This window comes from Paenibacillus polymyxa M1 (assembly GCF_000237325.1).
Classification (GTDB): domain Bacteria; phylum Bacillota; class Bacilli; order Paenibacillales; family Paenibacillaceae; genus Paenibacillus; species Paenibacillus polymyxa_C.
Window position 1 is genome coordinate 2,650,158 of sequence record NC_017542.1, and the last position, 26,248, is coordinate 2,676,405.

The following is a 26,248-nucleotide window of genomic DNA, read 5'->3' on the forward strand; positions in this document are numbered from 1 at the left end:
TTTTATTTCCTATTGCGATATTGAAGCAAATCCCTTCATTTTGATTAGCAAGAGATCGCTTTAAGGCGGAAGGTAGAGCTGGCAAAATCCCCAGTAAGATCCGAGACAACAAGCCCAATTTTCATTAAGCGGTCACCTCCAAAAATTTCGCCGTCAAACGCTAGACGGAAAGGGGAAACGCCATCTTCAGTCGAGGTATTAATAGGATCTGAAGTATTGCCGGTCGCACCGGTTTCGATTATATACTTTTTGGCTGGGTCAAGTCCTTTTAGCGTTAGTCGCCGGATAGGTCCATTTGGCTCAGCCAGCACACGGAAGTAAGCGACAAAAGCTTCGGACTGGTCCTCGCTAACAAACATCCAGGCAGTATCGCCTCGGCCTTCAAACGGACTAAGAAGTCGATACATATCTCCCTGCTGTACAAGGGAGCGGATTTCTTTATACTGGGCAATTTGTCTGGCAGCGAGCTCTTTTTCTTCATTTGTAAATGCAGTAAGGTCAAGTTCGTAGCCAAAATTCCCGCTCATTGCCACGTCGCCACGTATGGCGAGGGAGGTGTTTCGTCCCACCTGGTGGTTCGGCACGTTCGATACGTGGGCCCCCATAGTACTGGCCGGATACACGATGCTGGTGCCGTACTGGATCGCCAATCTTTCAATAGCATCAGTGTCATCACTGGTCCATGTCTGCGGCATATAGTAGAGCATCCCTGGATCGAATCGTCCGCCTCCGCCAGAACAGCTTTCAAACAAGATGTCCGGGAACCGTGAGGTCAGGCGTTCCAGCAGATCATAAAGTCCTAGCATATAACGGTGCGCAATTTCCTTTTGGCGTTCGCTAGTAGCAGTAGCCGAAGCGATCTCCGTCATATTACGATTCATGTCCCACTTGACATAAGTAATTGGAGCGATCGAGAATACGGAGCTAAGCGTCTCGTACAAGTAATCGCATACTTCTTTGCGGGAGAGATCAAGCACCAATTGGGATCGACCTTCCGTCCGCCGCCGACCTTCTGCATGCAGGCACCAGTCGGGATGGGTGCGGTACAGTTCACTATCAGGTGATACCATTTCCGGCTCAACCCATAAGCCAAACTGTAATCCTTGTTCATTAACTCGTTTGGCCAAATCGGTAAGACCACCAGGTAGCTTGCGGCGGTCTTCGAACCAGTCTCCAAGCGAACTGTTATCGTTGTCACGCTTGCCAAACCAACCGTCATCAAGGACAAATAGCTCAATTCCAAGAGGTCCCGCTTCTTTGGCAATCGCCTCAATTTTATCGGCGTCGAAGTCAAAATATGTGGCTTCCCAATTGTTCACGAGAATCGGGCGTTCCTTGTCGCGATAAGTTCCCCGGCACAGACGTGTGCGGTAGAGCCGGTGATAGGTGCGCGACATGCCTCCAAGACCTTCTTCGGAAAAGACCAGCACGGCTTCAGGAGTCTGGAATGACTGACCCGGTTCAAGCCGCCAGGAGAAGTCAAAAGGATTGATTCCGATACTTACACGAGTCTGATTAAATTGCTCTACTTCCGCCTGTGCGACGAAGTTGCTGCTGTAAATTAGACTGAAGCCGTACACATCCCCACGATCTTCAGTTGCATCAGGACGAAGCAGTGCCAGAAAAGGATTCATTTGGTGACTGCTGGAGCCCCGTCGGCTTTCCAAGCGAATGGCGCCGGGCCCAAGATCGCGGCGCTGGATATGTCTTTCCCGAACCCAGGCACCAGATAAATAGAGAGCTTGGTAATTGGAATCGGCGAAGTCGACAGAGGCGCTCATCGCATGCTCAATATTCATGACAGCGCTTCCCTTATGTTCAAAAAGAGTAGACCTAGCAATGGCGCTGTGGTTCGCAAACACAGTATAAAGCAGTGTAGTCTTAAGGCCTGAGTGTTGATCCTCGAGGAACAACAAGAGAGTTGTTGCTTCATCATCTGATTCGGTATAGACGGAAGGAAGTCCTTCGAGCTTGGGTTTACCCGGTTCAATACGGTAACCACTATATTTTAGCTCTGTAGTCCGAGTTCCATCGGCAAGCGCAACTTGATAAGCCGGCTGACGGAAGTCGCTTGTTCCATACTGTGGATATTCCTGTGGAAGCGTATCCAAAGAAAGCGTACGACTGGAAGAATCGGGAGTGGGAGAGAAGGAACAGCGTTCTCTAAGCTCCAATATACTTGCAAGACTTTGGTCATGATGAAGTTGAGCTCCCCAATAGACATGTGCAGGATATCCTTCTACAAGCTGGATAATATAGCTGCAATCCTTGGACTGCAGGTGAAACAAACCAAGCGCCTCGTTAACATGAATGTTCATGATATTCACTCCTTAGGGGTTATCATCTCGATTGTCTTACGTAAGGATACTTATCAATGACAAATGACTCTTAAGAATTGATTTTACTGTTTAAGCATGAGCTTTCCCGTATGACAAGCTTAGTCCCGATCACGCTGTACGCAGGTGGTTCACGTCCCTCAAACCGTTCAGAGAGCAGCTGCACAGCAGCCTTTCCCATCTGTTCGGGATAGGCACGCACTGTAGTTAGCGGAGGCTGAACGAAGGCCGCCATCTCAATGTCGTCGAAGCCGACAACAGCCATATCTTCTGGTACCTTGACTCCATGTCCATGAAGGGCGCGGAGAGCACCGATGGCGAGCGGATCACTTGCAGCGAAGCAGGCTGTTGGTCGTTCCTGCTCGGCTAGGAGCTCATTCATCATGAGATATCCATCCGCTGTACTCCAGGCGCCTACCCGGACGAATTGAGGATTGTACAATCCTCGTTCCCGCATAAATCGTTCAAAATAATGCGCCCTTCGCTCTCCGTCGCTCTTGCCACCGATAAATCCGATTTGTCGGTGGCCAAGCTCGAGCAGATGTCCGAGTGCCTGATCAACCGCTTGCCGGAAATGGAGGCGTACGGAATCGTATTCTAGCTGCTCATGGTACTGGTCAACAAGGACAATGGTGTTCTTGTCTGGATACAGCTTGGACACCTCTTCAGGATCAACGCCTCCTACGACAATCAGACCGTCCGCCTTCTGCAAGGTGCCGAGAGATGAGCGGCCTCTCAGCGTCTGCCCCAATGTCAGGCCAAGCTCTTCACAGCGCAGTTCGATTCCACGGCGGATTGAGGCGTAATACGGATCGTCCCTTTCCTCCTCAATGGAACACCACAGCAGGAGGGCGACCGTTTTCCCGGCACGTTCCGTATTCCGCTTTAACTGCCTCAGCCGGGAAGGCTTATACCCAAGCTGTTCAGCAATTAAAAAAATTCTGTTTTTGGTGTCTGGACTCACGGACAGTGACAGATCGTTATTTAAAACCCTTGAAACGGTTGCGGCAGACACACCCGCTTCGCGGGCAATGTCTTTAATGGTTGCCAAAGAGCTCACACCTTTTTAGTTAATAATTTTACTAAAAATCGACTTTATCCTAACATATCCTTTTGCCACTTTCAAGATGGAGCGTTGAATTTTTTTAACAATATTTTAGTTCTACTACTGTTCAGATTAGTTGTGTTAACATGATGAATATTCTTTGATGACGGAGGGGGTTTATTTGAATATTCTGTCCCTAGCTCGTAAGTGGTTTGGTCGCCTTCGCTTTAAAAGCAAGGTTATAGCGGTATTTCTCCCGCTAATCATTATTTCTCTGCTCATTCTTGGACTTGTGTCCAATCAACTTTTCAGCCGTTCATTGATAGAGCAAACTACCAGCAACGTAGTGGACGAATCGCAGCTTATCCTGTCCCGGACCGACTACATATTCAGTAGTGTGGAAACAGCGGCCAATATTATGGTCACGAATATTAACCGCATGTATGATTCATACGGCGCTAGACCTGATACTGCTATGGATCGTGTTCAATTTGGAAACCTGATGCAAAGCCGCCTATCTATTGACTTGTCTATCTTTCGCGAGGTAGATGCGGCGGTATTTATTGATACTGAAGGGACAATTTTCGCTTCTTATACCGAAAGTGGGGACGATAGCAAAGTCGATAGCATGCTCAAACGGGTAAGGGAATCTGAAAGTTATGGACAGGCACTCTGGTTTGATATGGAGAAAAGAGATTTCCTAACACCAGATCCAAACTCTCCGGTTTTGACGCTGGGAAAGATGGTCATTAATATAGACACCGGCGACCCCTATGGAACGCTTTTTCTTTTGGTAAAGGAAGAAGGTTTGTCTGATTATTTTCGTTCCAGCGATCCCGATACGAACAAATCTTATTATTTTTTAGATAACGAGATGCGTGTGGCTGTGGCAGAAGACAATGGGATGCTGATGAAGCCAGTGAGTTCACAGTTGGCGGAGGCCATCCAAGGCTGTGGATCTAATGTGTCCCCAAAAACATGCTCATTTGAGGACGGCGGCAATCTCGTAACGGTCAATGATTATAACCGAATGGGTTGGAAGCTAGTCAATATTGTTTCTCTTAGCCTGCTTACAGCTGATGTCCGGCAAAATGTAAGGCTTTCACTCTTAATCGGCGTATTCTGTCTTGCTTTTTCCTGGCTCGGTGCTAGCTTTCTGTCCAAAATGGTCGTTAGCCCGCTCGAACAACTGACTAGAGCCATGCGAAAAGTAGTAACCGGCGATTTACAATCGGTTGCGACAGTCCGAACAGAAGATGAAATCGGTACCATTGCTGAAGCTTTTAACTTTATGATAAGACGGATTAGGGAGTTACTGGATGAAGTTAGGCAGGAACAAAACCGCAAGCGTGAATATGAACTTGCACTGATGACCGCTCAAATAAAACCGCATTTTCTGTACAACACTTTAGATACCATTTATGCACTGAATGAGTTGGATCGTAATGATGAGGCTAGAGATACTACGAAGGCGCTGGCAGATTTTTATCGAATGGTGCTGAATAAGGGACGGGAACTCATTATTTTAGAGAAGGAAGCTCAGATTACGGATGATTACCTGACAATTCTGCAAATCCGTTATCCCGATGTGTTCCGCTATGAAGTGGATATCCCTTCAGAGCTTGCGGGTACACCGATTCCGAAACTCTCGCTCCAACCACTTGTCGAGAATTCGATTTACCATGGTCTTAAAAAGAAAGGAACCAAAGGTTTTATCCGTATTTTCGCTTTTAAACAGAACGATAGGGTGATCGTCCGGGTAGAGGACAACGGTGTGGGAATGAACGAAGTTCAAGTTCAGAACATTATGTCCAGACATTTACCGAAAGAAGGAATACGATCAATCGGTACCTACAGTGTTCAGCAACGGCTGAGCCTGTATTTTGGCGAGGAGTACGGGATATCCGTGCAGAGTGTTCTCGGAGAGGGAACCATTGTTGACCTGTCACTACCAACGCTGCCAAAGGGGAGTGAACACCAAGATGTATAAAGTGATGATTGTTGATGATGAGCCGCTGTTCCGAGACTTTCTGCGAATTAAGATAGACTGGGAAAGTCACGGCTTTCGAGTTTGCTGCGAAGCAAGGAACGGGCGGGAAGCGCTTCAGGAAGCCGAGCGGCATCAGCCGCATCTTGCCCTCGTTGATATCAATATGCCATTTATTGACGGAATTGAATTAGCCCAGAGATTGAAAGTCAAGTTCGAACGAATCGTAATTGTATTCATATCCGGGCATAACGAGTTTGAGTATCTACAGAAGGCCGTTCGAACTGGAGTGCAGGATTATTTGCTGAAACCGTTCAATGCCGAAGAAATGCTTTCAATGTTGGAGCGTATTAAGCCGAAATTACCAGTGCTTCCACAGGAGAGCGAAAGCGCAGAGTTAAGGGGACAGGGCGGCGAAGCGTTGCATAGCAGAGCAGGTATGCCTGATTTGGGCCATCTACGCGATGCGGTTGTGCTTGACCTCCGAATGAAAGACAGTGAAACGCTAGAGGAGGTCCGCAAGGCAATCCGTCAGCTTAGTAAATATAACTGGGGAGACGAATACGCAGATGCGATGCTTATGGGAATCGTATCTTTAGCCCTTTCCTTTGCCAGTGAACGAGGCATTCCTTATGACCAGCTATGGGAAAACGGAGGAGACAATTCTCCTTACGAACGGCTGCGGGAGTTAGATTCCTGGGAGGCAACTGAAGGTTGGATGCTCACCCTATACCGCAAGCTGATCCAACTGATGGAGAATATGCGTCCGACGAAGGCTTCCAATTTATTTGCGGCGGCGATCAACTATATTGAGGAACATTATGCAGACTCAGAGCTGTCTGCTGAGCAGGTTTCGTGCGGAGTATTCGTCGATCCCAGCTACCTGCGCCGCGTATTTCGCAAGGAGTCTGGCTTTTCCATAGTGGATCATATTACACACATCCGAATGAAGAAGGCTAAGGAGCTTTTGCTGAAAGGAAATCGGAAGCTGTCAGAAATCGCCGAAAGTGTAGGATACAGTGACCCTAATTATTTCAGCAAATGTTTCAAGAAACGCTTTGGTATGACACCCACAGAATATGAACAACTCAAAAAGAGGTAGCATCTGCCTTGTGAGGCAGAACACATCGATTTAAGCCTGGCGGTTTTCCTATATGGAGGACCGCTGCTCTATTTGTCCCGTTTTTTACTGATAATACCCGTTTTATTCCTTAAAGAAGAAAAGAGGCAGCGGTATACTGTAGTCAAGCAAATGAAAGCGTAATCATCAAAGACTCTTCATAAGGGGGAAAAACAAATGAAAAAAAATCTCAGAATTTGGAGTTCAGCCTTGCTAGTGCTCACCATGTCCGTCGGATTGGTCGCTTGTGGTGAAGACAACTCAGCCTCTTCCAATAACGGATCAGGGGATGGAACGATTAAATTGAAGGTGTATGCGCAGCATTTCGATGACGATACCATAAAGCCGTTCGATTATGCGGTGGAAGAGCTCAAGAAGAAGATGCCAGACGTAGAAATTGAACTAGATCCTGCCGTGCAGGACGGGGGACAGAAGCTTAAAACTTATGCAGCAACGGGCAACATGCCAGATATCTATTTAGCGGATTGGCCTGTCCTGCAAACTTTTGCAAAATCGAAAAATGTCGAGGTGCTGGACAACTATGACACAACTGCCGAATTCAAAAAGAATCTTAACCCAGGTGTGGAATCGCGTTTGGTAGCTCCTGATAATCATGTGTATGCTTATCCCGAGACTGGTATTGAATTCCAAATGATCTATTACAACAAGTCAATTTTTGAGAAGGTAGGAATCAAGACACCACTTAAGACGATTGACCAGATGGCCGATGCAGCTAAGAAGTTGAAAGCTGCTGGTTATGTACCGATGTCAATCTTTGCTAAAGAAAAATGGATTACGACCGCTTTTTATAATGGGCTGGTTACAAGAGAGCAACCACGTGGATTCGGAGCACTTGAGGAGAAGGGTGTAAAAGCATTGCCAGAAGCATTCGTAACAGCGGCACAGCAGATGAAGCAACTGCAAAGAGCCGGATTGTTCGATGCCAACGCCACGAACACCAATTATGATCAGGCATCGTCCCTATTTTATCAGGGCAAAGCTGCCATGTTCGTAAATGGACAATGGGAAATCTACAGCTCCCAGGAAAAGCTGGGCGATCAAGTCGACTGGATGTACTGGCCTGCAAAGGATGAAGCAACCTACGAGAATTCCAAATACTTTATTGACGGCTCAGGTTCTCCACAAGGTTACGCAGTATCAGCGAATAGCAAAAATAAGGAAACAGCCGTAAAGGTAGCGGCATTCCTTGCCTCAAAATCAGCAGAGTACAGATACTCCCAGCTTGGAAGTCCAATTGTTCCAGTGAAAGTTGATAAACCAATGGCCTCCAATGTTCCAGCAATGATGCAGCGAGTTGTTAAAGAGTTGTTACCAAATGCGCAGGAATATGCTCAACTTCTGAGTAATACAAAAATTCAGAACACGATTAATGACAATACTCAGAATATGATGGTCGACAACTTTTCAGAAAACGATTTTGTAAGTAATCTGAATAACACATTGAATAAAGAAAACTGAGAATTCAGGGAACGGCAACCCTTGGCGCATAAGGCGCTGAGGGGGCTGTTCCAAAGATAAGGGGTGGAAGCAAGACATGAATAAATATTTGGGGAACAAACCGGCGCTCGCACTGTTTCTCCTCCCTGCTTTGATACTGTATAGCGTGATTCTAATCTATCCCGTTTTGCAAACCGTTCTTCGCAGCTTTTATGATTGGGATGGCCTCAGTACACTGACCTTTTCAGGATTGAATAATTACCGGGAATTGTTCTCTGATCCTCTACTTGCTACTTCGCTTAAGAACGGATTGATCTTTGCCATTGTGCTGGCAGTCTTTCAGATCGGACTGGGAACGATATTGGCACTAATCTGTGCGGACCCACGTACACGCGGGCGGAAAATACTGAAAACCGCTTATTTTATCCCAGTTGTCCTATCGGTAACCGTGGTATGCCAGCTGTGGATTGCAATTTATGATCCAACCAACGGATTAATCAACCGACTGTTTGATCTCTTGAACATTCCGTATCAGCAAAATTGGTTGAGCTCCCCAACAACATCCATTATTGCCATCGCCTTTGTTAATGCTTGGCAGTTTATGGGATACCAATTCTCGTTGTTATATGCGGGAGTTAAGTCAATACCCGAGGACTACTTTGAGGCTGCCACGATTGACGGTTGCAGCAAATGGAAAGCGCATCTGCATGTTACGCTTCCTTTAATGAGAGAAACGTACAAATTTTGCTTCATTATCGCGATAACCTCTGGAATAGGGGCGTTTGTGCAGATGCTGATTATGACAAATGGTGGGCCCGGTACTACAAACTATACACTGACATTCATGATTTATCGCTATGCTTTTATGGAGAGCAACTATGGTTATGCGTGTGCTGTATCCGTGCTACTTGTATTAATCTCGCTATTGGCAACTGTAGTTATCAATAAGCTGTTCGACCGCGGACAAACCGCCTGATAAGGCGTGTATTGAAAAGGAGAACGAAATGAGTAAAACCGCTTTGAGCAAGTTCAGACATGCTGCCCTGCAGATACCACTGTGGTTGTATCTAATTGTTTCGGTCTACCCGTTGTTTTGGATGGTATCCTACTCGTTAAAGAACAACGATGAGATCTTCGTCTCTAACCCATTTGGACTGCCAACGCATTTTCGATACGAAAATTACATCAATGCCTGGACACAATTTAATATTCCCCGTTACTTTCTAAACAGTCTGGTCGTATCAACGATTTCGACTCTGTTTATCCTTTTACTGGCTCTGATGTTTGCCTTTGCAGTGGCTCGTATGAGGTGGAGATTTCGTTCTACCGTCCGGACTTATATGACCATAGGAATGTTTATGCCACTTCAGGTTATCATGATACCGCTGGCGATTCTGGTTCGCGATTTTAATCTAACGAATACGTATGGAGCTCTTATTCTTCCTTATATCGCAATTGGCCTTCCTTTCTCGTCCATGATTTTCTATGGGTTCCTTACGGGAATCCCTAAGGAGATTGAAGAGGCAGCATGCATGGATGGAGCTAATATTTATAGACTGTTCCTGAAAATCATTGTACCCCTTGCATTACCTGCAATTGCGACTGTAGCCATTTTTCAGTTTTTGAATAACTGGAATGAATTCACTTTGGCCTATATTCTCATTTCTGATGAAAATATGAAGACATTGCCGCTAGGCTTGCTTTTCTTCCAAGGCTCTTATAGTACAGATTGGGGAGCGATGGGTGCTGTTATGACTATTGCCTCCTTACCGATGGTACTCGTCTATCTGTTCTTGAGTGAACAAGTAGAGCGGGCGATGACGGTAGGTTCCGCTGTAAAAGGGTAAAAATAGACTTTCAAGCAAACTGCCTGGGTTAAGGATCACCAAGAGATCCTCTAACCCAGGCAGTTTGTTCGATAACGACATCAGACAATAAAATCGATATTTTCCACTATAATAGATAATAATATCCCCTTTTTTTGGGTGGTTTTTCTTTATAATGAAGGCGCACCCATAACAATTAAAGGAGCTGATATGTTTTGACTCGTAACCAACGCTTAAGAAAATGGTCCACAATCCTGTTAACGGTGCCTATGCTCACGATGTTCACCTCAGGTGCAATGGCCGAGCAGGATATGAACGGGCATAAGCCTCCGAATTCTGCTGGAAGCGGCGTGTTTTACGAAATTTATATTAATTCTTTTTATGATTCGAATGGGGACGGACATGGTGATTTAAAGGGTATTACACAAAAGCTTGATTACTTAAACGATGGCAATCCCCGTTCGGGCAAGGATTTGCAGGTCAGCGGTCTCTGGCTCATGCCACTGAATCCGTCTCCAAGCTACCATAAATATGATGTAACTGATTACTATCAGGTGGACCCGCAGTACGGGAATCTGAATGATTTCCGCACCTTGACGAAAGAAGCGAAAAGAAAGGGTGTCAAGGTGATCATCGACCTTGTTATCAATCATTCGAGCAGCGAGCACCCTTGGTTCAAGGAGGCCAGCGCCAACCCGCAAAGCAAATACCATGACTATTACGTATGGGCAGATGAGAATACAAATCTGGATGAGAAGGGATCATGGGGCCAGCAGGTATGGCATAAAAATCCGAATGGCGAAGGGTATTTCTACGGTACCTTCTGGTCGGGGATGCCGGATCTGAACTTTGACAATCCCGAAGTCTGCAAGGAAATGATCAAAGTCGGCAAGTATTGGCTACAGCAGGGTGCAGACGGATTCCGGCTTGATGCGGCGATGCATATTTTTAAAGGGCAAACGAAGGATGGCGCAGATAAAAACATTGCGTGGTGGAATGAGTTCCGTTCCGAGATGGAAAAGATAAATCCAAATGTATATCTGGCAGGAGAAGTATGGGATAAACCGGAGACAATAGCTCCTTATTACGAATCGCTCCACTCTCTGTTTAATTTTGATCTGGGCGGAACGATTTTGAACTCCGTGAAAAACGGCCAGGATCAGGGTATCGCAACATTCGCAGAGAAAACGCTAAAGCTGTACAAATCATACAATAGGGCGGCACTCGATGCTCCGTTCCTAAGCAATCATGACCAGACCCGTGTTATGAGCGAGCTGGGCGGGGATGTGCGAAAAGCCAAACTGGCTGCATCCATTCTTTTGACGCTGCCGGGCCAGCCATTTCTCTATTACGGGGAGGAGATCGGCATGAAGGGAGAGAAGCCCGATGAGTTTCTTCGGGAGCCTATGCGCTGGTACAAGGGAGAAGGTCTCGGTCAAACGAAGTGGGAGGAGCCCAAATACAACAAAGGCGAAGTATCGGTGGAAGCGCAGTTGCGGGACAATGATTCCCTGCTGGCAAGCTACCGTACGCTTATCCGCCTGAGGGAAGAACATGAGGCTCTTCGCAGCGACAATCTAGAACCGTTCCAAGCAGGTTCTGCCAACGTGGCGGCATACAAACGTTCCTCAGGCAAAGAAACATTGTATATATATCATAACCTGTCAGGAGAGCCGGTTACCCTCCAGATGAAAGATTGGGATAAGCAGAAGAGGAAAGTAGTCTTCTCCAGCTCAAAGGATTTGAAAGTAAAGAAAGATACGGTGAAGATTCCCGCCTACAGCTCTTTGATTACCAAAGAAGATAGAAAGAGCTGAGCTACGCAAACTTACAGCCACAATAAGGATAGACATTTATTGGTAAACTCATGTGGGGGTGTGAAAAACACCCCTCATAAGGAGGAAGCAACATTCTAAAAACGAATTACTGATTCATGATTTCAAATTAAAGTCTTCGGGAGACATTTTCGAACTGCCATAATATCTTTGAAGGATCAAGAGTCATATGAGGAAGCTTGTAAAAAAGCAAAATTTGCAGCAAGGATGGCCGGTTCCATGCGAGACAACTTAATAAATATGCTCCAAGAAATAGGATTGCAGATTTTTTGAAGGTGTCGCATGTACGTAATTAATTGATTCAGACTGCTCGTTGTTACATACAACTTCTTTAAACCACCTTGATCATAATAACCCCCTTTTTTTGGGGAAAGATTTCCTTTATAATGAAAGCGTATGCAATAACATCTTACGGATAGTTGCTTGGCAATAACCTATTTACAATTGAATTCGATCCGTGAGCAACCATTTGATAGGTGGTGGCTCAATTTAGGAGTGGAAGGAAAATGAAAATGGACAATCGGAAATACAATGTCGTTATTATTGGTTATGGAGGTATGGGAAGCTACCATGTTCAATTAATTGAACCTATTGAGCAGCTTGCCATTGGCGGTGTATATGATATTGTTGATTATCGGATGGAATTGGCTGCAGCAGCCGGCTATAAAACTTATGCCAGTCTAGAGGCTGTTCTCGGCGATCAGGACGTAGATATTGTATTAATAGCAACGCCTAATGACGTTCATAAAGAAATCGCGATCCAAGCACTGCAAGCTGGCAAACATGTCATTTGTGAAAAGCCAGTTACGATAACAAGCGCAGATTTCTTAGATATTGTCGAGGTGGCCAAGCAAGAAAATCGTCTGTTTACAGTACATCAGAATCGCAGATGGGATGAAGACTTCCGGATTGTCAAAGATATAATCAGTAAGAAGACCGTTGGCGATCTTTTCCACCTGGAATCGCGGGTTCAGGGAGCTAACGGCATTCCAGGAGACTGGCGGCAATTAAAGGCGTATGGTGGAGGAATGCTATTGGATTGGGGAGTGCATCTGTTGGACCAGCTTCTTCAGATTACGGACAGCCAAATCGAAAGCGTGACTGCTACCTTAAGTTATATTCTGGGGACAGAAGTGGATGACGGCTTTACCAGCTTGATTGAGTTCAAGGACGGTCTTACAGCGGTCATTGAAGTAGGTACAACGAATTACGTAAAGTTGCCGCGTTGGTATATTAAAGGAACTGAAGGAACAGCAGTGATCAAGGATTGGGATTTGAGCGGAGAGATTGTCACCCGAAATCCAGATGTCGCTCACGTGGAACCCAAACCGATTCAAGCAGGTCAAGGGTTGACGAAAACGATGGCACCGCCGTCTGAGGAATCCACCCTTAAGTTCCCGATTGAGAAAATACCTGCTGCAGCAGAAAGCTTTTACGAAAATTTTGTCTCCACCATCGAAGGAAAAGCCGAGCTTGCGATCAAAAGCGAAGAAGTGCACCGTGTGCTGGTGCTGATCGAAACCATTTTTGAGGCAGCAGCGACCAAAAGCGTGATTCGAAGATCGATTTAAAAGAAACGCAGAGTCTTTCACAGATTCTGGAATGAAATAATTTGAGAGCATGGCCAGGCGGATATGGCTCGTGAAAGCACCCCCTTTATCCTCATAGTGAGGACAAAGGGGGTGCTTGTTTAATCTACCCTGAATATAGCCAGCAGAAATTTTAGTCTGTTTTACACTTCAACAGCTTCGGGTCTTTTCACTTGGAGAGGAGGTGGAATTAACCATCCTTTTTCTTTAGACATTTGAAGAATCTTAACGCCTAAAGCAGTTTTGGTGGCATGATATTTTGCAAACAAGGCCCCTATATCCTCTCTGATGGATTGACCCATCACTTGACTACAAGCCACCAGTCCCAATGATGTATCAGACGCAATTTTAGCGGCGATCTCCGGGTCAGTAAACCGCGCACCTACAGGAATATCTTCAAGTTTCACTGGAGGTCTTTCTGGTAAGGCTGGCGCTGGGGCAATCCCATTGTCAGTAAGAAGCGTATCACACTCCTTAATTTCAAGTTTCGCTTGATCAATGAGTGCATCCAATATTTTTCTCAAATCCTTATCACCTGCATGATTCAGGAATGCTTGGTAGAAAGACAGAGCTCCTTTCGCGGCCAATGAAAATTGCCAAACACCGGAAATTTCACCATAGTGCATAGGTTCGTCTTTTGGATTCCCACTTAATATTCCCATCATAACCGCTCCTTTAATATTTTTTACACCAATCTTATAGTTCCAATTAATGATTAAAAGTATCCAAATAAATTTGTAAATACGCAATAGAATAAGGAGCGGATTTTTGGAGAAATTATATGCATCACACTTTCAGGGAGGATTCCTTTTTATGAAAAAACAAATAGTCACAGCGGTAACTTCCATTTGCTTATTTGCAGCTTTAGCCACCCCTTCTTTAGCACAAAGTCCAAATGTAAATGCAGCCAATGACCCAGCTCAAAACCCTTATCAAAGTAACAATCCAACTTATAACGCTAACAATGTACGAGCAAACGCCGTAGATAATGACAACGATATGGATTGGGGTTGGCTTGGCTTGCTTGGTTTGATAGGACTGGCTGGAATGCGTAGAAAAGTATCTGACCATAAATAATTTGTAAATAAAATCAAATTCAAAACAAAACACCTTCAGAAGATGCATTCCTAAGCATGGAAGCTGATTTGAAAGGTGTTTTTGTGTTGTTTTGACCATTTCCGGTAACCCTGATAGAATTAATTATTCCCTATGGTGACACCTATAATATGTGTAATTTATACTTAGAATAGAACGGATGAGTCGAAATGCATAACAACAATACTATCGAATTTTTAAATATTTGGCTGTCCCTTACTAAACTCCAATCGAACATAAACGATGAATTGGAACGCGCACTTCAAGAAAACTATAGTTTATCCTTAAATGAATTTTTGGTTCTGTATTTCTTATCTCAAACTGAGGAAAAGAAATTGAGATTGCAGCATTTACAAGAGATGGTTGGGTTAAGCCAAAGTGCATTATCTAGACTGGTAGTCAGAATGGAAGCAAAAAGCTGCGGAGCTTTGCAAAGACATATATGTGAAGATGATCGTCGGGGAATCTATACAAGCATGACCGATTTTGGTGAAAAGAAATTTGATAGAGCGCTCGAAACCTTCAACCAGATTCTGGAGTCAGTCCTTTCAAAAGATGAGTTGAAGCAAAAATTACAATCACTTATTGAAAAAATATAATCCTTTCATATAAATTAAAACTTAATACGAAAGTTAATGCTTGAATAGAGCAAGATTTAATCCTAGGTCTAGAGAATACAATCTCTGGGCCTTTATTACGTAAACGCATAGTTTAAACGATAGTTGACAAATAAAAAATGCATGCTGTATTATATGCATGTGCATGCATTTAATATAGTGTTCACTATAAAACCTAGAAAGGGGTCTTTCTTAATGAAAGATTTATTTAGTGCTTATAAATTTAAAGGCTTGGAATTAAAGAACCGGGTCGTCATGCCTCCAATGTGTCAATATTCTGTTGAAAAAAAAGATGGTATAGCTACCGATTGGCATTTCATGCACTACGTAAGTCGTGCAATTGGTGGAACTGGATTTATTATAATTGAAATGACCGATGTAGAACCCGATGGACGGATTTCTGATTTCGATCTGGGATTGTGGTCTGATGAGCAAATTCCTGCATTGAAAAGAATTGTAGATGCCTGCCATAGTTATGGAGCAAAAGTAGGTATCCAAATTGCTCATGCTGGACGTAAAGCAGAAGATGCTGAGGTGCCTGTTGCTCCGTCCGCTATTCCATTTGATGAGAAATCTAAATTACCCAGAGCTCTTTCAACACAAGAAGTTAAAGAAATGGTGGAGAAGTTCCGCGGTGCTGTAGCACGTGCTGTGAAGGCCGGAGTTGATGCCATTGAATTGCATGGAGCTCACGGATACTTAATCCATCAATTTCACTCTCCTCTTACCAACCAAAGAGATGATGAATACGGGAAAGATCTTACAAAGTTTGGTCGGGAAATTATTCAGGCAGCCAAGGCAGAGATGCCGGAAGACATGCCGCTTATCATGCGTATTTCCGCTAAAGAATACGTAGAAGGAGGATACGACATTCAAGAAAGCATTTCTTTTGCCAAAGAATATCAACAAGCAGGAGTAGATATTTTTGATATTTCTTCAGGCGGGGAAGGACCTATCGCTGCGTGGGGTAGACCAGGCAGTCACGCAGCATACCAAGTGACACTTGCTCGAGAAATCAGACAAGCACTCGAAGTTCCAGTCATTGCAGTCGGAAGACTCGATGATCCGATCCTGGCAAACGCTGTAGTAGGAAATGAGGACGCAGATCTTGTGGCTGTCGGGAGAGGAATGTTAAGAAACCCTTATTGGGCTCTTGAGGCGGCAACAAACTTGAAAAAAGAAACAACGATCCCGAAACAGTATACTACAGGTTTTTAGATACAGTTTCTGCTGGTAGAAATATAGGAAACTGCAATTATCGAAATAAAAATGACTCAAAAGCAACCGATATATCGGTTGCTTTTTTATTTATTGTGGTCAAACATTTAGTAAGCATATGTTAACAAAATTCACTATACTGGAATGGTTATAGAGCTTGAATAATGTAAGTAAATAAAGGAGGTCTATATGTATGAAGAAGACTCATACCTCTGACCATATTAAAATTCCGCCAGGATTTTGGACGGGATTACACGAATTAGGAATTTCTGCTCACGACGTAGCTCATAAAGCACGGCTGCCGCTTAACATTATGACAGAACCAGTAGTCACCCCAGCCCAATATTTCGCGATCTGGCAGGCTTATTCCGATCTCATTGGTGACACTGCCAAAGGAATCATCAAGCTTGCAACCGTCTTTGAAACAACGAAGTACCCACCGACCGTCTTAGCGTGTTACCACGCTCGTAACTACCGCGACGCTCTAAATCGAATGGCTCGGTACAAACAATTATGTCCCCCTGAAACCTTACGTATCACTGAAGAGGGCGAGCACTGTACAATCGAACTGGAATGGCTGTATACCGAGCAGCCTGGTCCACCGATGCTGGTCGGTATTACGCTGGCATGTCTTCTGGAGCTTGGGCGCCGGGGCACTGGTCAACCTTTGACGGCACAGCTTGTGGAATTTTCGCAATCAATGGGAGATGTACAAGCTCTTGAAGCTTACTTCGGTTGCCGTATCCGGATTGATGCAAAATGTAATCGAATGACGCTACATCGAAGAGATCTGGACCTCCCTTTTGTTTCGTACAACGAAGAATTGCTGGAGATTCTCACTCCCGTCCTAGACCGATCTCTGGCTGAACAGCAGCGCAACTGCTCCATTACCGAAATGGTCAAATGGATTATAAAACGGAGCCTCACAGGAGGACGCCCTGATATTGAGGCTATCGCGAAGGAACTCAACATGAGCGATCGCACGTTGCAGCGCCGGCTCACTGACCAAAACACGAACTTTAAGCATCTGCTGACACAAGCTAGACATGAGCAGGCACGAAAGTACTTGGCAGACCCATCGCTTGATATTAAAGAAGTAGCTTTCTTGATTGGATATGAAGACCAGAACTCGTTCTATCGGGCTTTCCGCCTTTGGGAAGGTGACACTCCTTTAAATTGGCGTACTAAACATTTAGCTGCAAACTCAATATCAGAAGGACAGCTCGGAAGACCGTCAATTCATTAATAGATTCCAGACTAGCCAATTGTTCAAAGAGCTAGTTTTATTGAGTTTTATCAATTGGCGTGTGAAACAAGAATTTTGGCGCAATATGCTAGTTACTGAACAATCCAGGCAAGGTAATATAATCAGGACTCTTTAAAAGGCTGATCTTAACATAGTTTGGAAGTAGAGAAAAAGGAGAAATGTATGATGGATATGAGTTTAAACAATAAAACTGCTTTAATAACAGGATCAACGAAAGGTATAGGTAAAGCAATAGCGATTGAACTTGCCAAAGAAGGTGTGAATGTACTTATTAATGGACGGAATTATGATGAGGTAGAACAAACAGTAAATGAAATAAAGTCAAAGTTCCCAACTACCTCTCCCCAAAATGCTACGGCCGATATTGTGGATAAAGAGCAAAGAAAAGCATTATTTGAAAAATACCCCGAAGTTGATATTTTGGTTAACAATATGGGTATTTACGAAATTATGCAGTATGAGGACGTTGACGATGAAGTGTGGGAAAAATACTTCCGTACTAATGTTCTTGCTGCAAATGGATTAGCTAAATTTTACTTATCTAAAATGTTGAAAAACGATTATGGACGCATTGTTTTCATTGCGAGTGAAGAAGCAATTATGCCTTCAGGACAAATGCCTCAATATTGTATGACCAAATCCATGCTGCTATCATTGTCAAAAAGCTTGTCTAAATTAACAAGAGGTACAGAAGTTACCGTTAATACAATCATGCCAGGACCAACACTTTCTGAAAATGTACATCAAATCATAGAGGGGATTTACACCAATGAAAATATGACTTTTTCAGAAAAAGAGAAACAATTTATGGCCGCAAACCTGCCTCAATCCGAAATACAGCGATTTATTAGACCTATTGAAATCGGTAGATTAGCCGCATTTGTATGTAGCCCATATGCGTCTGCATTTAAGGGTTCTCCAATCCGTATGGATGGGGGAATGGTGCCAACTATTTTTTAATATTTTTACTGCGAACAGGGCTTCGCTGCGTTTTACCGTAATGCATCAAGCACATCATCGAGCGCAAATACTGTCCTGATGAGACAAGCTAATTTACCTTTGCATAAAGGGATTTGAAAGCTGGATTAGGGATGTGAACTGGAATTATTGTCACCTACCAATCGCTACCAAAAACAGCCGATTGCTCGGCTGTTTTTTAACTAAATTCCTTTCTCTTTCGTTGAAAAATTAACGTTAAATAAAGAGTAGAGGGGTTTATTTGAAGAAACGGTAAACCTATGACTCTCGCAATTGTCCTGAATCCAGGCGTCGCCGACTCATGAATACCAAAGTCAATGCAATTACCGTAAGGACAATTCCAAGCACTTGAAATCCCTCGAAGCTGAACTTACCTCCCATTACGATACCTATCAATAATGAAGAGAAAATGGTTCCCAGATATCTTGATGTATTAAATAATCCGGATGCTACACCGATTATTTCTTTTGGAGAACTTTGGAACAAGGCTGCTTGCATACCTACATTGTTCAGTCCGTTGCTAATACCGAATGCAGCCAAAGCCAAACACACGCTGATCACCGGAGAAGTTGGATTTAATGTTACAAGCCACACAGATCCCAATGTCATCAGGATTGCCGATACCAGTAATGCCGGTCTGGGTCCTGATTTATCAATCCATCGTCCTGCTATTGGAGAAGCAGCAAGCGAGCACAAGCCTAAGCTTAGCATGAGAATCCCTGTTTGGAACTCGCTTACATGCCTTACCACTTGCAAGTAGGACGGAAGCCCGAAAAAAAGCGAGTAATAGAGTACGTTAACGAACATGAATTCGACATTAACCCAAGTCAACGCAGGATATTTGGCGAACGTGCGTAAAGGAATAAAGGGTGACGTCGCTTTTAACTCATATCGTACGAATGCCCCCAGCGCAACGAGGCCTATTAACCCGACAATGACGTTTTCTAACGAGATATGCCCAGATGATTTTGCCGAGAGTAATCCGACGAGCAGGGCAACCAGCCCTAATGTGAAGAGTAGGATCCCTCTTGCATCAATTAAATCAAACCATTTACGAAAGGACATGTTGCGTGCAACAGATGTTGGCGATTCGTCCTTAGGAATAGTCCTCCAAGCCAATAGAAAGCTGGCTACCACAAACGGAATATTGATGAAAAAGATGGCAGGCCAATTCCACCAATGAACCAAAACCCCGCCAATAAAGGGTCCAATTGCTGCCGCTCCTGATAGGAAAATGGACAAAACAGACAGCGCAGTCGCTTGTTTCTCTGTAATATGAATTCGAACAATGGCCATTCCAACCCCAACCATCATACTTGTTCCGATGGATTGTACAATGCGGAACACGATGAGCCATCCAAAGGTTGGTGACAACGGAGCTAATAATGATGCAATGAAGGCTACAACAAGTCCAATAAGAAACATCTTCCTACGGCCGAATAAATCGCTGGCCTTTCCCATGATAGGTTGAGCTATGCTACTTGCAATGTAGAAAGAAAAAATAATCCAGGAAACACCTGTAAAGTCAAGTTGGAACACATTTTGCAGACTTGGAATTGCAACAGAAACCATCGAAGAATTTAATGGGTTCAATAATATCCCTAGACCAACTGAAATCATTAACCACCAGCTGCGAACACTCATTTCTGCCCCCCCCATAGCGAATTAATGTCATCGTACTTGAAATCGATTATTTATTCCAATGCATTTGATGTTATAATCTCATTGATTTGAGGGAATGAATGGGGGATGCGAAATGGAACTTCTTCAACTGCAATATTTTCTCACGGTAGCTCATTTGGAACATGTAACCGAAGCTGCACGAAGTCTGCACGTTACTCAATCGTCGCTCAGCAAAACGATTCAACGCTTGGAGGAAGATTTGGGAGTCCCTTTATTCGATCGAACAGGGAGGAAACTGCGATTGAATGAGTTCGGAAGCAGATTCCTTTACCGTGCAGAAAGGGCTTTATTTGAATTAGAACAGGGGAAGCAGGAGCTTAGCGACTTATCCAGCCCAGAACACGGAACTCTCGAATTGGCAGTGACCACCGCAAGCACATTACCAGGTATTCTTCGAGAGTTTCGGAGAAAACGGCCCTATATTCAATTTCATGTACAAATGCTGACCACACAGGAAATGGTTACACTTCTTCATAGAGGAGAAGTTGATTTTTGCTTGTCTTCACCTCCTGTTGAAGGCGATGACATCGAATGTAAAATCGTATGTATCGACCCCATTCTTGTAGCTGTTCCAAAGGGGCATCGGCTTGCGGATCGAAATAGCGTATCCTTGACAGAGCTAAGGGAAGAATGGTTTGTCGGCGTAAAAAGAGGCTATGGTACTCGTGATTTAGTGGATTCTGTATGCATGTCGGAAGGATTTGTGCCTAACTATGTGTACGAGGGGGATGAACCTGCAAGGCTTAGTACTCTTGTGGAAGCCGAAATTGGGATAGCTTTCATACCGAGCACGGCACGAAATTCGCAGGAACATCTCAAATATCTCCAGGTAGAGAATCACGAATTGATACGTGAGATTGCTTTATTATGGAACAGGAATCGGTATATTTCGCGGGCTGCTCAGGAATTCCGCGAGATAGTAGTAGAATATTTTGCGACGAATTCCAAATAGACAACTTAACTCCATATATGTTTTTGATGATCTACCATTGAAAATAAATAAGTAGGAGATTGCGTTAATAAGATAGCGCAGAGGCTAAACATTGTTATCCAACGAGCAGGAACTAACCGTTTTTGCTTTACCTCGTCATGAAATGATTATTGTCAAAAATAACAGGTGATATTTTTATTATTTTAGTGATAATATGGTTAGGTAATTGCAATTAAACAGATTTTTACTTTTATTTTGTGGAGGCGTTAGAATGAAGTACATAGTGAAAAGAAGGGCACAAATTAAAGGGGATAACGCATCACTGGCCCTATAAACTGCGTAATCCCTGGCATTTTTAAGGGGTTTGCATAATGGAAAAATCGATTGAGAAACGTATTCCTAAATCTTTGATTTGGCTGTGCGTGCTTGCATTTTTCAGCGTATTGAATGAGACGGTGTTCAACGTATCGTTGCCCGACATTGCCGCTCAATTTGGAATTAAGCCATCCGCTGCAAATTATGTTAATACCAGCTTCATTCTTTCTTTTGCCGTAGGAACGGCCGTTTACGGAAAAATATCGGACATTTACGGCGTAAAAAAACTGGTTCTCATCAGTATGATGATATATAGCGGGGGATCGCTGTTTGGCTTGCTTTTTCATGCCTGGTTTCCGATTTTGCTTGTTGCACGATTTATCCAAGGAGCGGGTGCTTCTGCCGTCCCCGGACTGATTATGGTCATCGTTACCAAAAGTATCGAAAAGCAGCATCAAGGAAAAGCTTTTGGAATGATTGGATCGACCGTTGCTCTGGGAGAAGGTTTTGGTCCTATAGTTGGAGGCTGGATCGCGGACTATGTACATTGGTCCTATCTGTTTTTCCTGCCAATGATGACGCTTGTCACACTACCTTTTTTCTTACGGACGCTGCCTGACGAACCTATGAAAAAAGGTGGGCTTGATGTTCTGGGAGGCCTGCTCTTTGTTCTTGGAATTGTTTCGTTCACTTTATTTACGACACATTACGAGTGGTGGTATTTGACCAACAGTGTCATTCTTTTCATAGGATTTGTGCTGAGAATTCGAAGAGCTAAGGAACCTTTCGTAGAACCAGCTTTATTCAAGATGAGAAGGTTTATTGTCGGCGTATTTGTAGGGGGAATACTTCTAGGGACCGTTGCAGGATTTATGTCTATGATCCCTTACATGATGAGAGAAGTACACCAGATGCCGACAAGCCTTATCGGAGGCGGTGTTCTGTTTCCAGGAACGCTTAGCGTGATTCTTTTTGGGATCGTTGGCGGTTCTTTGGTCGATAGGCAGGGAGCTCGTTTTGTCATGGTTGCAGGGTTATTGCTTCTCGTGATGGGGCTTTTCATCGTTTCACTTTTTGCCGATCGTAGCCTCTGGATCATTTCAGGAGCATTGGTTTTGATTTTTGGTGGGCTATCCTTTGTCAAAACGGTCATCTCAACCATTGTGGCAGGCTCGCTAAGTGCTGACGAATCAGGCTCAGGTATGGGGTTTTTAAATTTTTCCTGCTTTTTGGCGGAAGGGATTGGTATCGCAATTGTAGGAGGACTGCTTACACAGCTTAGGTGCAACTTTCCTATTCTCCCGATCGTTACTGACGTTGCAGCATATTTGTACAGCAATTTGACGTTACTACTTCTAGCTGTAGTAATTACAGGCGGTGCCATTTTTATGATCGTATTTAAGGGAGAAAAGGCTTCCTTGGATCATTAATAGAAAATAATAATTTTTATAGAGCTGACATTGATACGTAATGATGTCAGCTTTTTTGTACAAAAAACTAAACTTTTTAAAGGGTGCATACATTGATTATTTGGACATCAACTAGATGTTTTTTGGTATTACTAAACGTTTCCTATGAGGCTGAGCATCGCGTATAATATATAGTAAATTGTTATGTACCGAGTGTGAGATTCGTTTATTTTGGTTTGGGGTGAGTGTAGTGGCATCTATTCATGAGGTGGCGAAACAAGCAGGGGTATCGGTGGCAACGGTATCCAAAGTGATTAATAATTATTCTGATGTCAGCAGCAAAACGAGAAATAAGGTGAACAAGGCGATTGAATTGCTGAACTACCAGCCGAATGTGGTTGCCCGAAGCCTCGTGAAAAAGCGTTCCTGGACGGTCGGGATGTTCCTGCTGGATTTCTTCACGAATCCTTTTATTTCGGAGCTTCTTGATGGGTTAAGAAAGTCTCTTGAAGATAGCGGTTATGACCTGCTCTTTCTATCACCGAATCTTAGCAATCCCGATTATACCTTCACTAAGCATTGCATCAGCCGCAATGTAGATGGAGTTGTCATGTTTGGTGTCGATCGAACTAATCAAAATTTTTTGGATCTACTTCAGGCTGAGATGCCGACGATGATGATCGATACCGATCTGCTGGGACCTAGAACCGGATATGTAACAGCCGACAATCGCATAGGTGCTTACTTAGGTGTTCAGCATTTGGTGGAACTCGGACATAAACGCATCGCTTTTATTTCAGGGGATTTGGGATGTCTGGTTGGTCAAACGAGATTTTCCGGGTATCAGGAGGGGCTGCGCTCGAACGATCTTCCTTACTACGACCAATATGTGGAGGTAGAGAAATACAGCATTGAAGGTGGATATAAGGCGATGAAGCGCCTGCTACAGCTTCCGGAAGCACCGTCTGGCGTAATCTGCTCTTCAGACTATATGGCGACCGGTGCGATCGAAGCAATTCGCGAAATCGGAATGCGAGTACCTGATCATATTTCCGTTGTTGGGTTTGACAACACATTCTATGCGGAACTGTCCATGCCCAAGCTTACAACAATCAATCAGAACATTACGCTAATGGGAATGAAAGCAGGAGAGCATCTCATCCGAATGATTGAGAATCCCGATTATTCACCGCCAACGGAGATTGTCCCGGCAAATCTGGTTGTACGAGACTCGACAGGAGAGTATAAGGAATAGTTTTTTAAGAATTGACAAACACAAAAACAAATTGTATTTTAATTATGGTGTAAGCGCTTAATATAAGGTCCCTTGAATCACTTCTGCTCGTTCTTGTTTCATTCCCGAGTTATGGACAAAAGGGAAGGTCTCATATTGCGTCAGAGGGGAGGAAACTGGAATAGATATGATTTTAAAAGAAGGTGGTGATCCGGAAGACGTAGGGCGATATGTTGTTAACCTGAGGAAAGCGTGAAGATGTTAATGGTTGAATCTAATTGAGTCTATTGGAACAGGAGGTTTCACTAACATTTTTATTTCATTTTCGAAAACGTTTTCGCCAACAAGTTTGAATGCTGTCACTGTTCTTGAATCCGGCCGATATGCAGATGAATATCGGGGCTACTTGCCGAAATTTTTCGCGTAATCATGCCATATTAAAGGGAGAAGAGAATTATGAAAATGTCGTTCAATTCATTCACTAAGCCATTAATCATGATCCTACTGTTCAGTTTATTAACGCTACTTTTTCAAGCGGCCTTACCTGCAACGCCCGCTTCTGCAGCTGCCTGCGCAAACCCTGTAAGTTATTTCGGTGAAATGAAAGCAAGTGGAAACAAGATTAACGGCTCCAAAACGAATCGGCCTATGATGGTCAAAGGGTCGAGCTTCTTCTGGAGCAACTGGTCCGGTCCATTTTGGAATACCGCCACGGTGAATCGGATGGTGGATGAATTCCAAGTAGAGATCGTAAGAGCGGCATATGGCGTGGACCCCAGCGGAAATCCGTATAACACGGCCGATGAATCCAAAGTTCGTGACGTGGTCAATGCGGCAATTGCTAAGGGGATCTATGTTATTATCGATTGGCACTCACATGACGCGCACAACAACGTCAACGCCGCTAAAAGTTTCTTCAGCCGCATGGCGCAGGAATACGGAAGCTATGATAACGTCATTTTCGAGATCTATAACGAACCTACGCAAGTCTCGTGGGGGACAATCAAAAGTTACGCTGAGCAAGTTATTCCAGCCATTCGTCAACATTCTGACAATCTAATTGTCGTTGGTACGCCATTCTGGTCTCAGAATGTAGACCAGGCAGCGAACGATCCCATTACATCCTCTAGTAATATCGCCTATACATTGCACTTTTACGCTGGAACTCATTTTCAGTCGCTCCGGGACAAAGCCAACTACGCAATGAGTAAGGGCATCCCGCTATTTGTTACCGAGATGGGCTTTGTTAACGCGGATGGCGACGGCGGCATTAATTACGATTCCACGAACCAATGGCTTGACTGGATGAACCAGAATAACCTGTCATGGGCCAACTGGGCGATTAATGACAAGACAGAAGGCGCCAGTATTTTCAATACGAACGGGAGTCTCACAGCAGGAGGTAACTATCTGAAAAGCATTCTAGCCGGGCACGCACCGTATGCCGAGTGGAGGCAGAATGCGGCTTGCGGTGGCAGTAGCGCAAACACATTATATGACTTCGAGGGTAGTACGCAGGGCTGGACCGGTTCGAATATATCCGATGGTCCATGGAGCGTAAACGAGTGGTCATCCAAGGGCAGTAATTCTCTTAAAGCGGATATCATCATGTCTGCTAATTCCCAGCACTACCTGCTTCTCTCACAAAGCCGCAACCTTAGTGGTAAGGCAACGCTAAGCGCGACCGTCAAACATGCATCTTGGGACTCCGCAGGTGACGGACTCAATGCCAAGATTTATGCCAAGACAGGATCAGGTTGGGCTTGGTATGCTGGCAAAGCTGTCAAGATAAATTCTTCTGGAGGTACGACGCTGTCGTTCAACCTTGCATCTGTACCCAATCTTGACGATGTTAGGGAAATCGGCATACAATTTCTTGCCTCGGCGAACAGCAGCGGTAAGTCAGCCGTTTACGTTGACAACGTGACACTTCAATAATACACTCCTAACTTTTCCTGCTAAGGGACTTCATCGCTATATTGTGGGCTTGTCCTTTCGACCAAGTTATTTGCGAATAGTGGAGAAATAATGCTAGTGATAGTTGATTGATCCATAAAACAGTGCCAAATTAAAGAGGAAAGACGCAAGATAAAGCTCTTGCCCAAACCAAGTGACAAGAGCTTTATCTCATTACCGATTGTGTCAATAATATGATCTCATTACTCATGGTCTTCATGAAGTACCCGTGTTTTGTAGTTGGGAAATATAAGGCTTACAAAAGCTGGTACATATACCGAATTACAAACCAAACACCTCAGTAATTAAATAGAATCAATAAACCTCCTTTTAAGCACAACCTTATCTT

General features: G+C 44.1%; 20 protein-coding genes. 16 read left to right on the forward strand and 4 right to left on the reverse strand.

Annotation, left to right across the window (positions count from 1 at the left end; genetic code table 11):
* Positions 1-44 precede the first annotated feature (44 nt).
* Positions 45-2,318, reverse strand: a complete 2,274-nt coding sequence (locus PPM_RS12000) for an alpha-galactosidase (protein WP_013371129.1) — start codon at positions 2,316-2,318, stop codon at positions 45-47.
* 70 nt (positions 2,319-2,388) lie between these two features.
* Positions 2,389-3,387, reverse strand: coding sequence for a substrate-binding domain-containing protein (locus PPM_RS12005; protein ID WP_013371130.1), 999 nt, complete (start codon positions 3,385-3,387; stop codon positions 2,389-2,391).
* 175 nt (positions 3,388-3,562) lie between these two features.
* On the opposite strand from PPM_RS12005, the gene PPM_RS12010 reads away from it, so the two are divergent.
* From PPM_RS12010 to PPM_RS12040, 7 genes are all read left to right on the forward strand, one after another.
* The gene (locus PPM_RS12010) at positions 3,563-5,371 is read left to right on the forward strand and encodes a sensor histidine kinase (RefSeq protein WP_014599749.1); all 1,809 of its coding nucleotides are present in this window, start codon (positions 3,563-3,565) and stop codon (positions 5,369-5,371) included.
* Positions 5,364-6,470: a response regulator transcription factor gene (locus tag PPM_RS12015; RefSeq protein WP_013371132.1), complete on the forward strand. Its 1,107-nt coding sequence runs from the start codon at positions 5,364-5,366 to the stop codon at positions 6,468-6,470. Before PPM_RS12010 ends, PPM_RS12015 begins: the two co-directional genes overlap by 8 nt.
* Positions 6,471-6,665: 195 nt before the next feature.
* Entirely contained in the window at positions 6,666-7,967 is a 1,302-nt protein-coding gene (locus PPM_RS12020) for an ABC transporter substrate-binding protein (RefSeq protein WP_013371133.1), read from the forward strand.
* A 76-nt stretch (positions 7,968-8,043) separates the two neighbouring features.
* Positions 8,044-8,922 carry a carbohydrate ABC transporter permease gene (locus PPM_RS12025; RefSeq protein ID WP_013371134.1) on the forward strand — a complete coding sequence of 293 codons (879 nt, stop codon included), beginning with the start codon at positions 8,044-8,046 and terminating at the stop codon, positions 8,920-8,922.
* Between the two features lie 28 nt (positions 8,923-8,950).
* Positions 8,951-9,793: a carbohydrate ABC transporter permease gene (locus tag PPM_RS12030; RefSeq protein ID WP_013371135.1), complete on the forward strand. Its 843-nt coding sequence runs from the start codon at positions 8,951-8,953 to the stop codon at positions 9,791-9,793.
* Between the two features lie 194 nt (positions 9,794-9,987).
* Entirely contained in the window at positions 9,988-11,589 is a 1,602-nt protein-coding gene (locus tag PPM_RS12035; RefSeq protein ID WP_013371136.1) for an alpha-amylase family glycosyl hydrolase, read from the forward strand.
* Between the two features lie 524 nt (positions 11,590-12,113).
* Positions 12,114-13,178, forward strand: coding sequence for a Gfo/Idh/MocA family oxidoreductase (locus PPM_RS12040; protein ID WP_013371137.1), 1,065 nt, complete (start codon positions 12,114-12,116; stop codon positions 13,176-13,178).
* 161 nt (positions 13,179-13,339) lie between these two features.
* On the opposite strand, the gene PPM_RS12045 is transcribed toward PPM_RS12040, so the two are convergent.
* The gene (locus PPM_RS12045; protein ID WP_025678384.1) at positions 13,340-13,858 is read right to left on the reverse strand and encodes a DUF3231 family protein; all 519 of its coding nucleotides are present in this window, start codon (positions 13,856-13,858) and stop codon (positions 13,340-13,342) included.
* Positions 13,859-14,009: 151 nt separating this feature from the next.
* Here PPM_RS12045 and PPM_RS12050 point away from each other — a divergent pair, with 151 nt between their 5' ends.
* The 5 genes from PPM_RS12050 (at position 14,010) to PPM_RS12070 (ending at position 18,353) form a co-directional block, all read left to right on the forward strand.
* Entirely contained in the window at positions 14,010-14,273 is a 264-nt protein-coding gene (locus tag PPM_RS12050) for a WGxxGxxG family protein (protein WP_013371139.1), read from the forward strand.
* Between the two features lie 188 nt (positions 14,274-14,461).
* Positions 14,462-14,890 carry a MarR family winged helix-turn-helix transcriptional regulator gene (locus PPM_RS12055; RefSeq protein ID WP_014599751.1) on the forward strand — a complete coding sequence of 143 codons (429 nt, stop codon included), beginning with the start codon at positions 14,462-14,464 and terminating at the stop codon, positions 14,888-14,890.
* A 213-nt stretch (positions 14,891-15,103) separates the two neighbouring features.
* Positions 15,104-16,126 carry an NADH:flavin oxidoreductase/NADH oxidase gene (locus tag PPM_RS12060; protein WP_013371141.1) on the forward strand — a complete coding sequence of 341 codons (1,023 nt, stop codon included), beginning with the start codon at positions 15,104-15,106 and terminating at the stop codon, positions 16,124-16,126.
* A gap of 193 nt (positions 16,127-16,319) precedes the next feature.
* A complete protein-coding gene (locus PPM_RS12065) occupies positions 16,320-17,372 on the forward strand; it encodes a helix-turn-helix transcriptional regulator (RefSeq protein ID WP_013371142.1) in 1,053 nt (350 codons plus the stop codon).
* 186 nt (positions 17,373-17,558) lie between these two features.
* Positions 17,559-18,353, forward strand: a complete 795-nt coding sequence (locus tag PPM_RS12070; RefSeq protein WP_043885951.1) for an SDR family NAD(P)-dependent oxidoreductase — start codon at positions 17,559-17,561, stop codon at positions 18,351-18,353.
* 276 nt (positions 18,354-18,629) lie between these two features.
* Here PPM_RS12070 and PPM_RS12075 read toward each other — a convergent pair whose 3' ends face one another.
* Positions 18,630-20,015, reverse strand: a complete 1,386-nt coding sequence (locus PPM_RS12075; protein ID WP_013371144.1) for an MFS transporter — start codon at positions 20,013-20,015, stop codon at positions 18,630-18,632.
* 112 nt (positions 20,016-20,127) lie between these two features.
* On the opposite strand from PPM_RS12075, the gene PPM_RS12080 reads away from it, so the two are divergent.
* The 4 genes from PPM_RS12080 (at position 20,128) to PPM_RS12095 (ending at position 25,881) form a co-directional block, all read left to right on the forward strand.
* Positions 20,128-21,006: a LysR family transcriptional regulator gene (locus PPM_RS12080; RefSeq protein WP_013371145.1), complete on the forward strand. Its 879-nt coding sequence runs from the start codon at positions 20,128-20,130 to the stop codon at positions 21,004-21,006.
* A gap of 350 nt (positions 21,007-21,356) precedes the next feature.
* Complete coding sequence (locus PPM_RS12085) at positions 21,357-22,730, forward strand: MFS transporter (RefSeq protein ID WP_013371146.1); 1,374 nt, start codon at positions 21,357-21,359, stop codon at positions 22,728-22,730.
* 229 nt (positions 22,731-22,959) lie between these two features.
* Positions 22,960-23,964 carry a LacI family DNA-binding transcriptional regulator gene (locus tag PPM_RS12090; protein ID WP_013371147.1) on the forward strand — a complete coding sequence of 335 codons (1,005 nt, stop codon included), beginning with the start codon at positions 22,960-22,962 and terminating at the stop codon, positions 23,962-23,964.
* Between the two features lie 441 nt (positions 23,965-24,405).
* Positions 24,406-25,881 carry a glycoside hydrolase family 5 protein gene (locus PPM_RS12095; RefSeq protein ID WP_231860491.1) on the forward strand — a complete coding sequence of 492 codons (1,476 nt, stop codon included), beginning with the start codon at positions 24,406-24,408 and terminating at the stop codon, positions 25,879-25,881.
* Positions 25,882-26,248 lie beyond the last annotated feature (367 nt).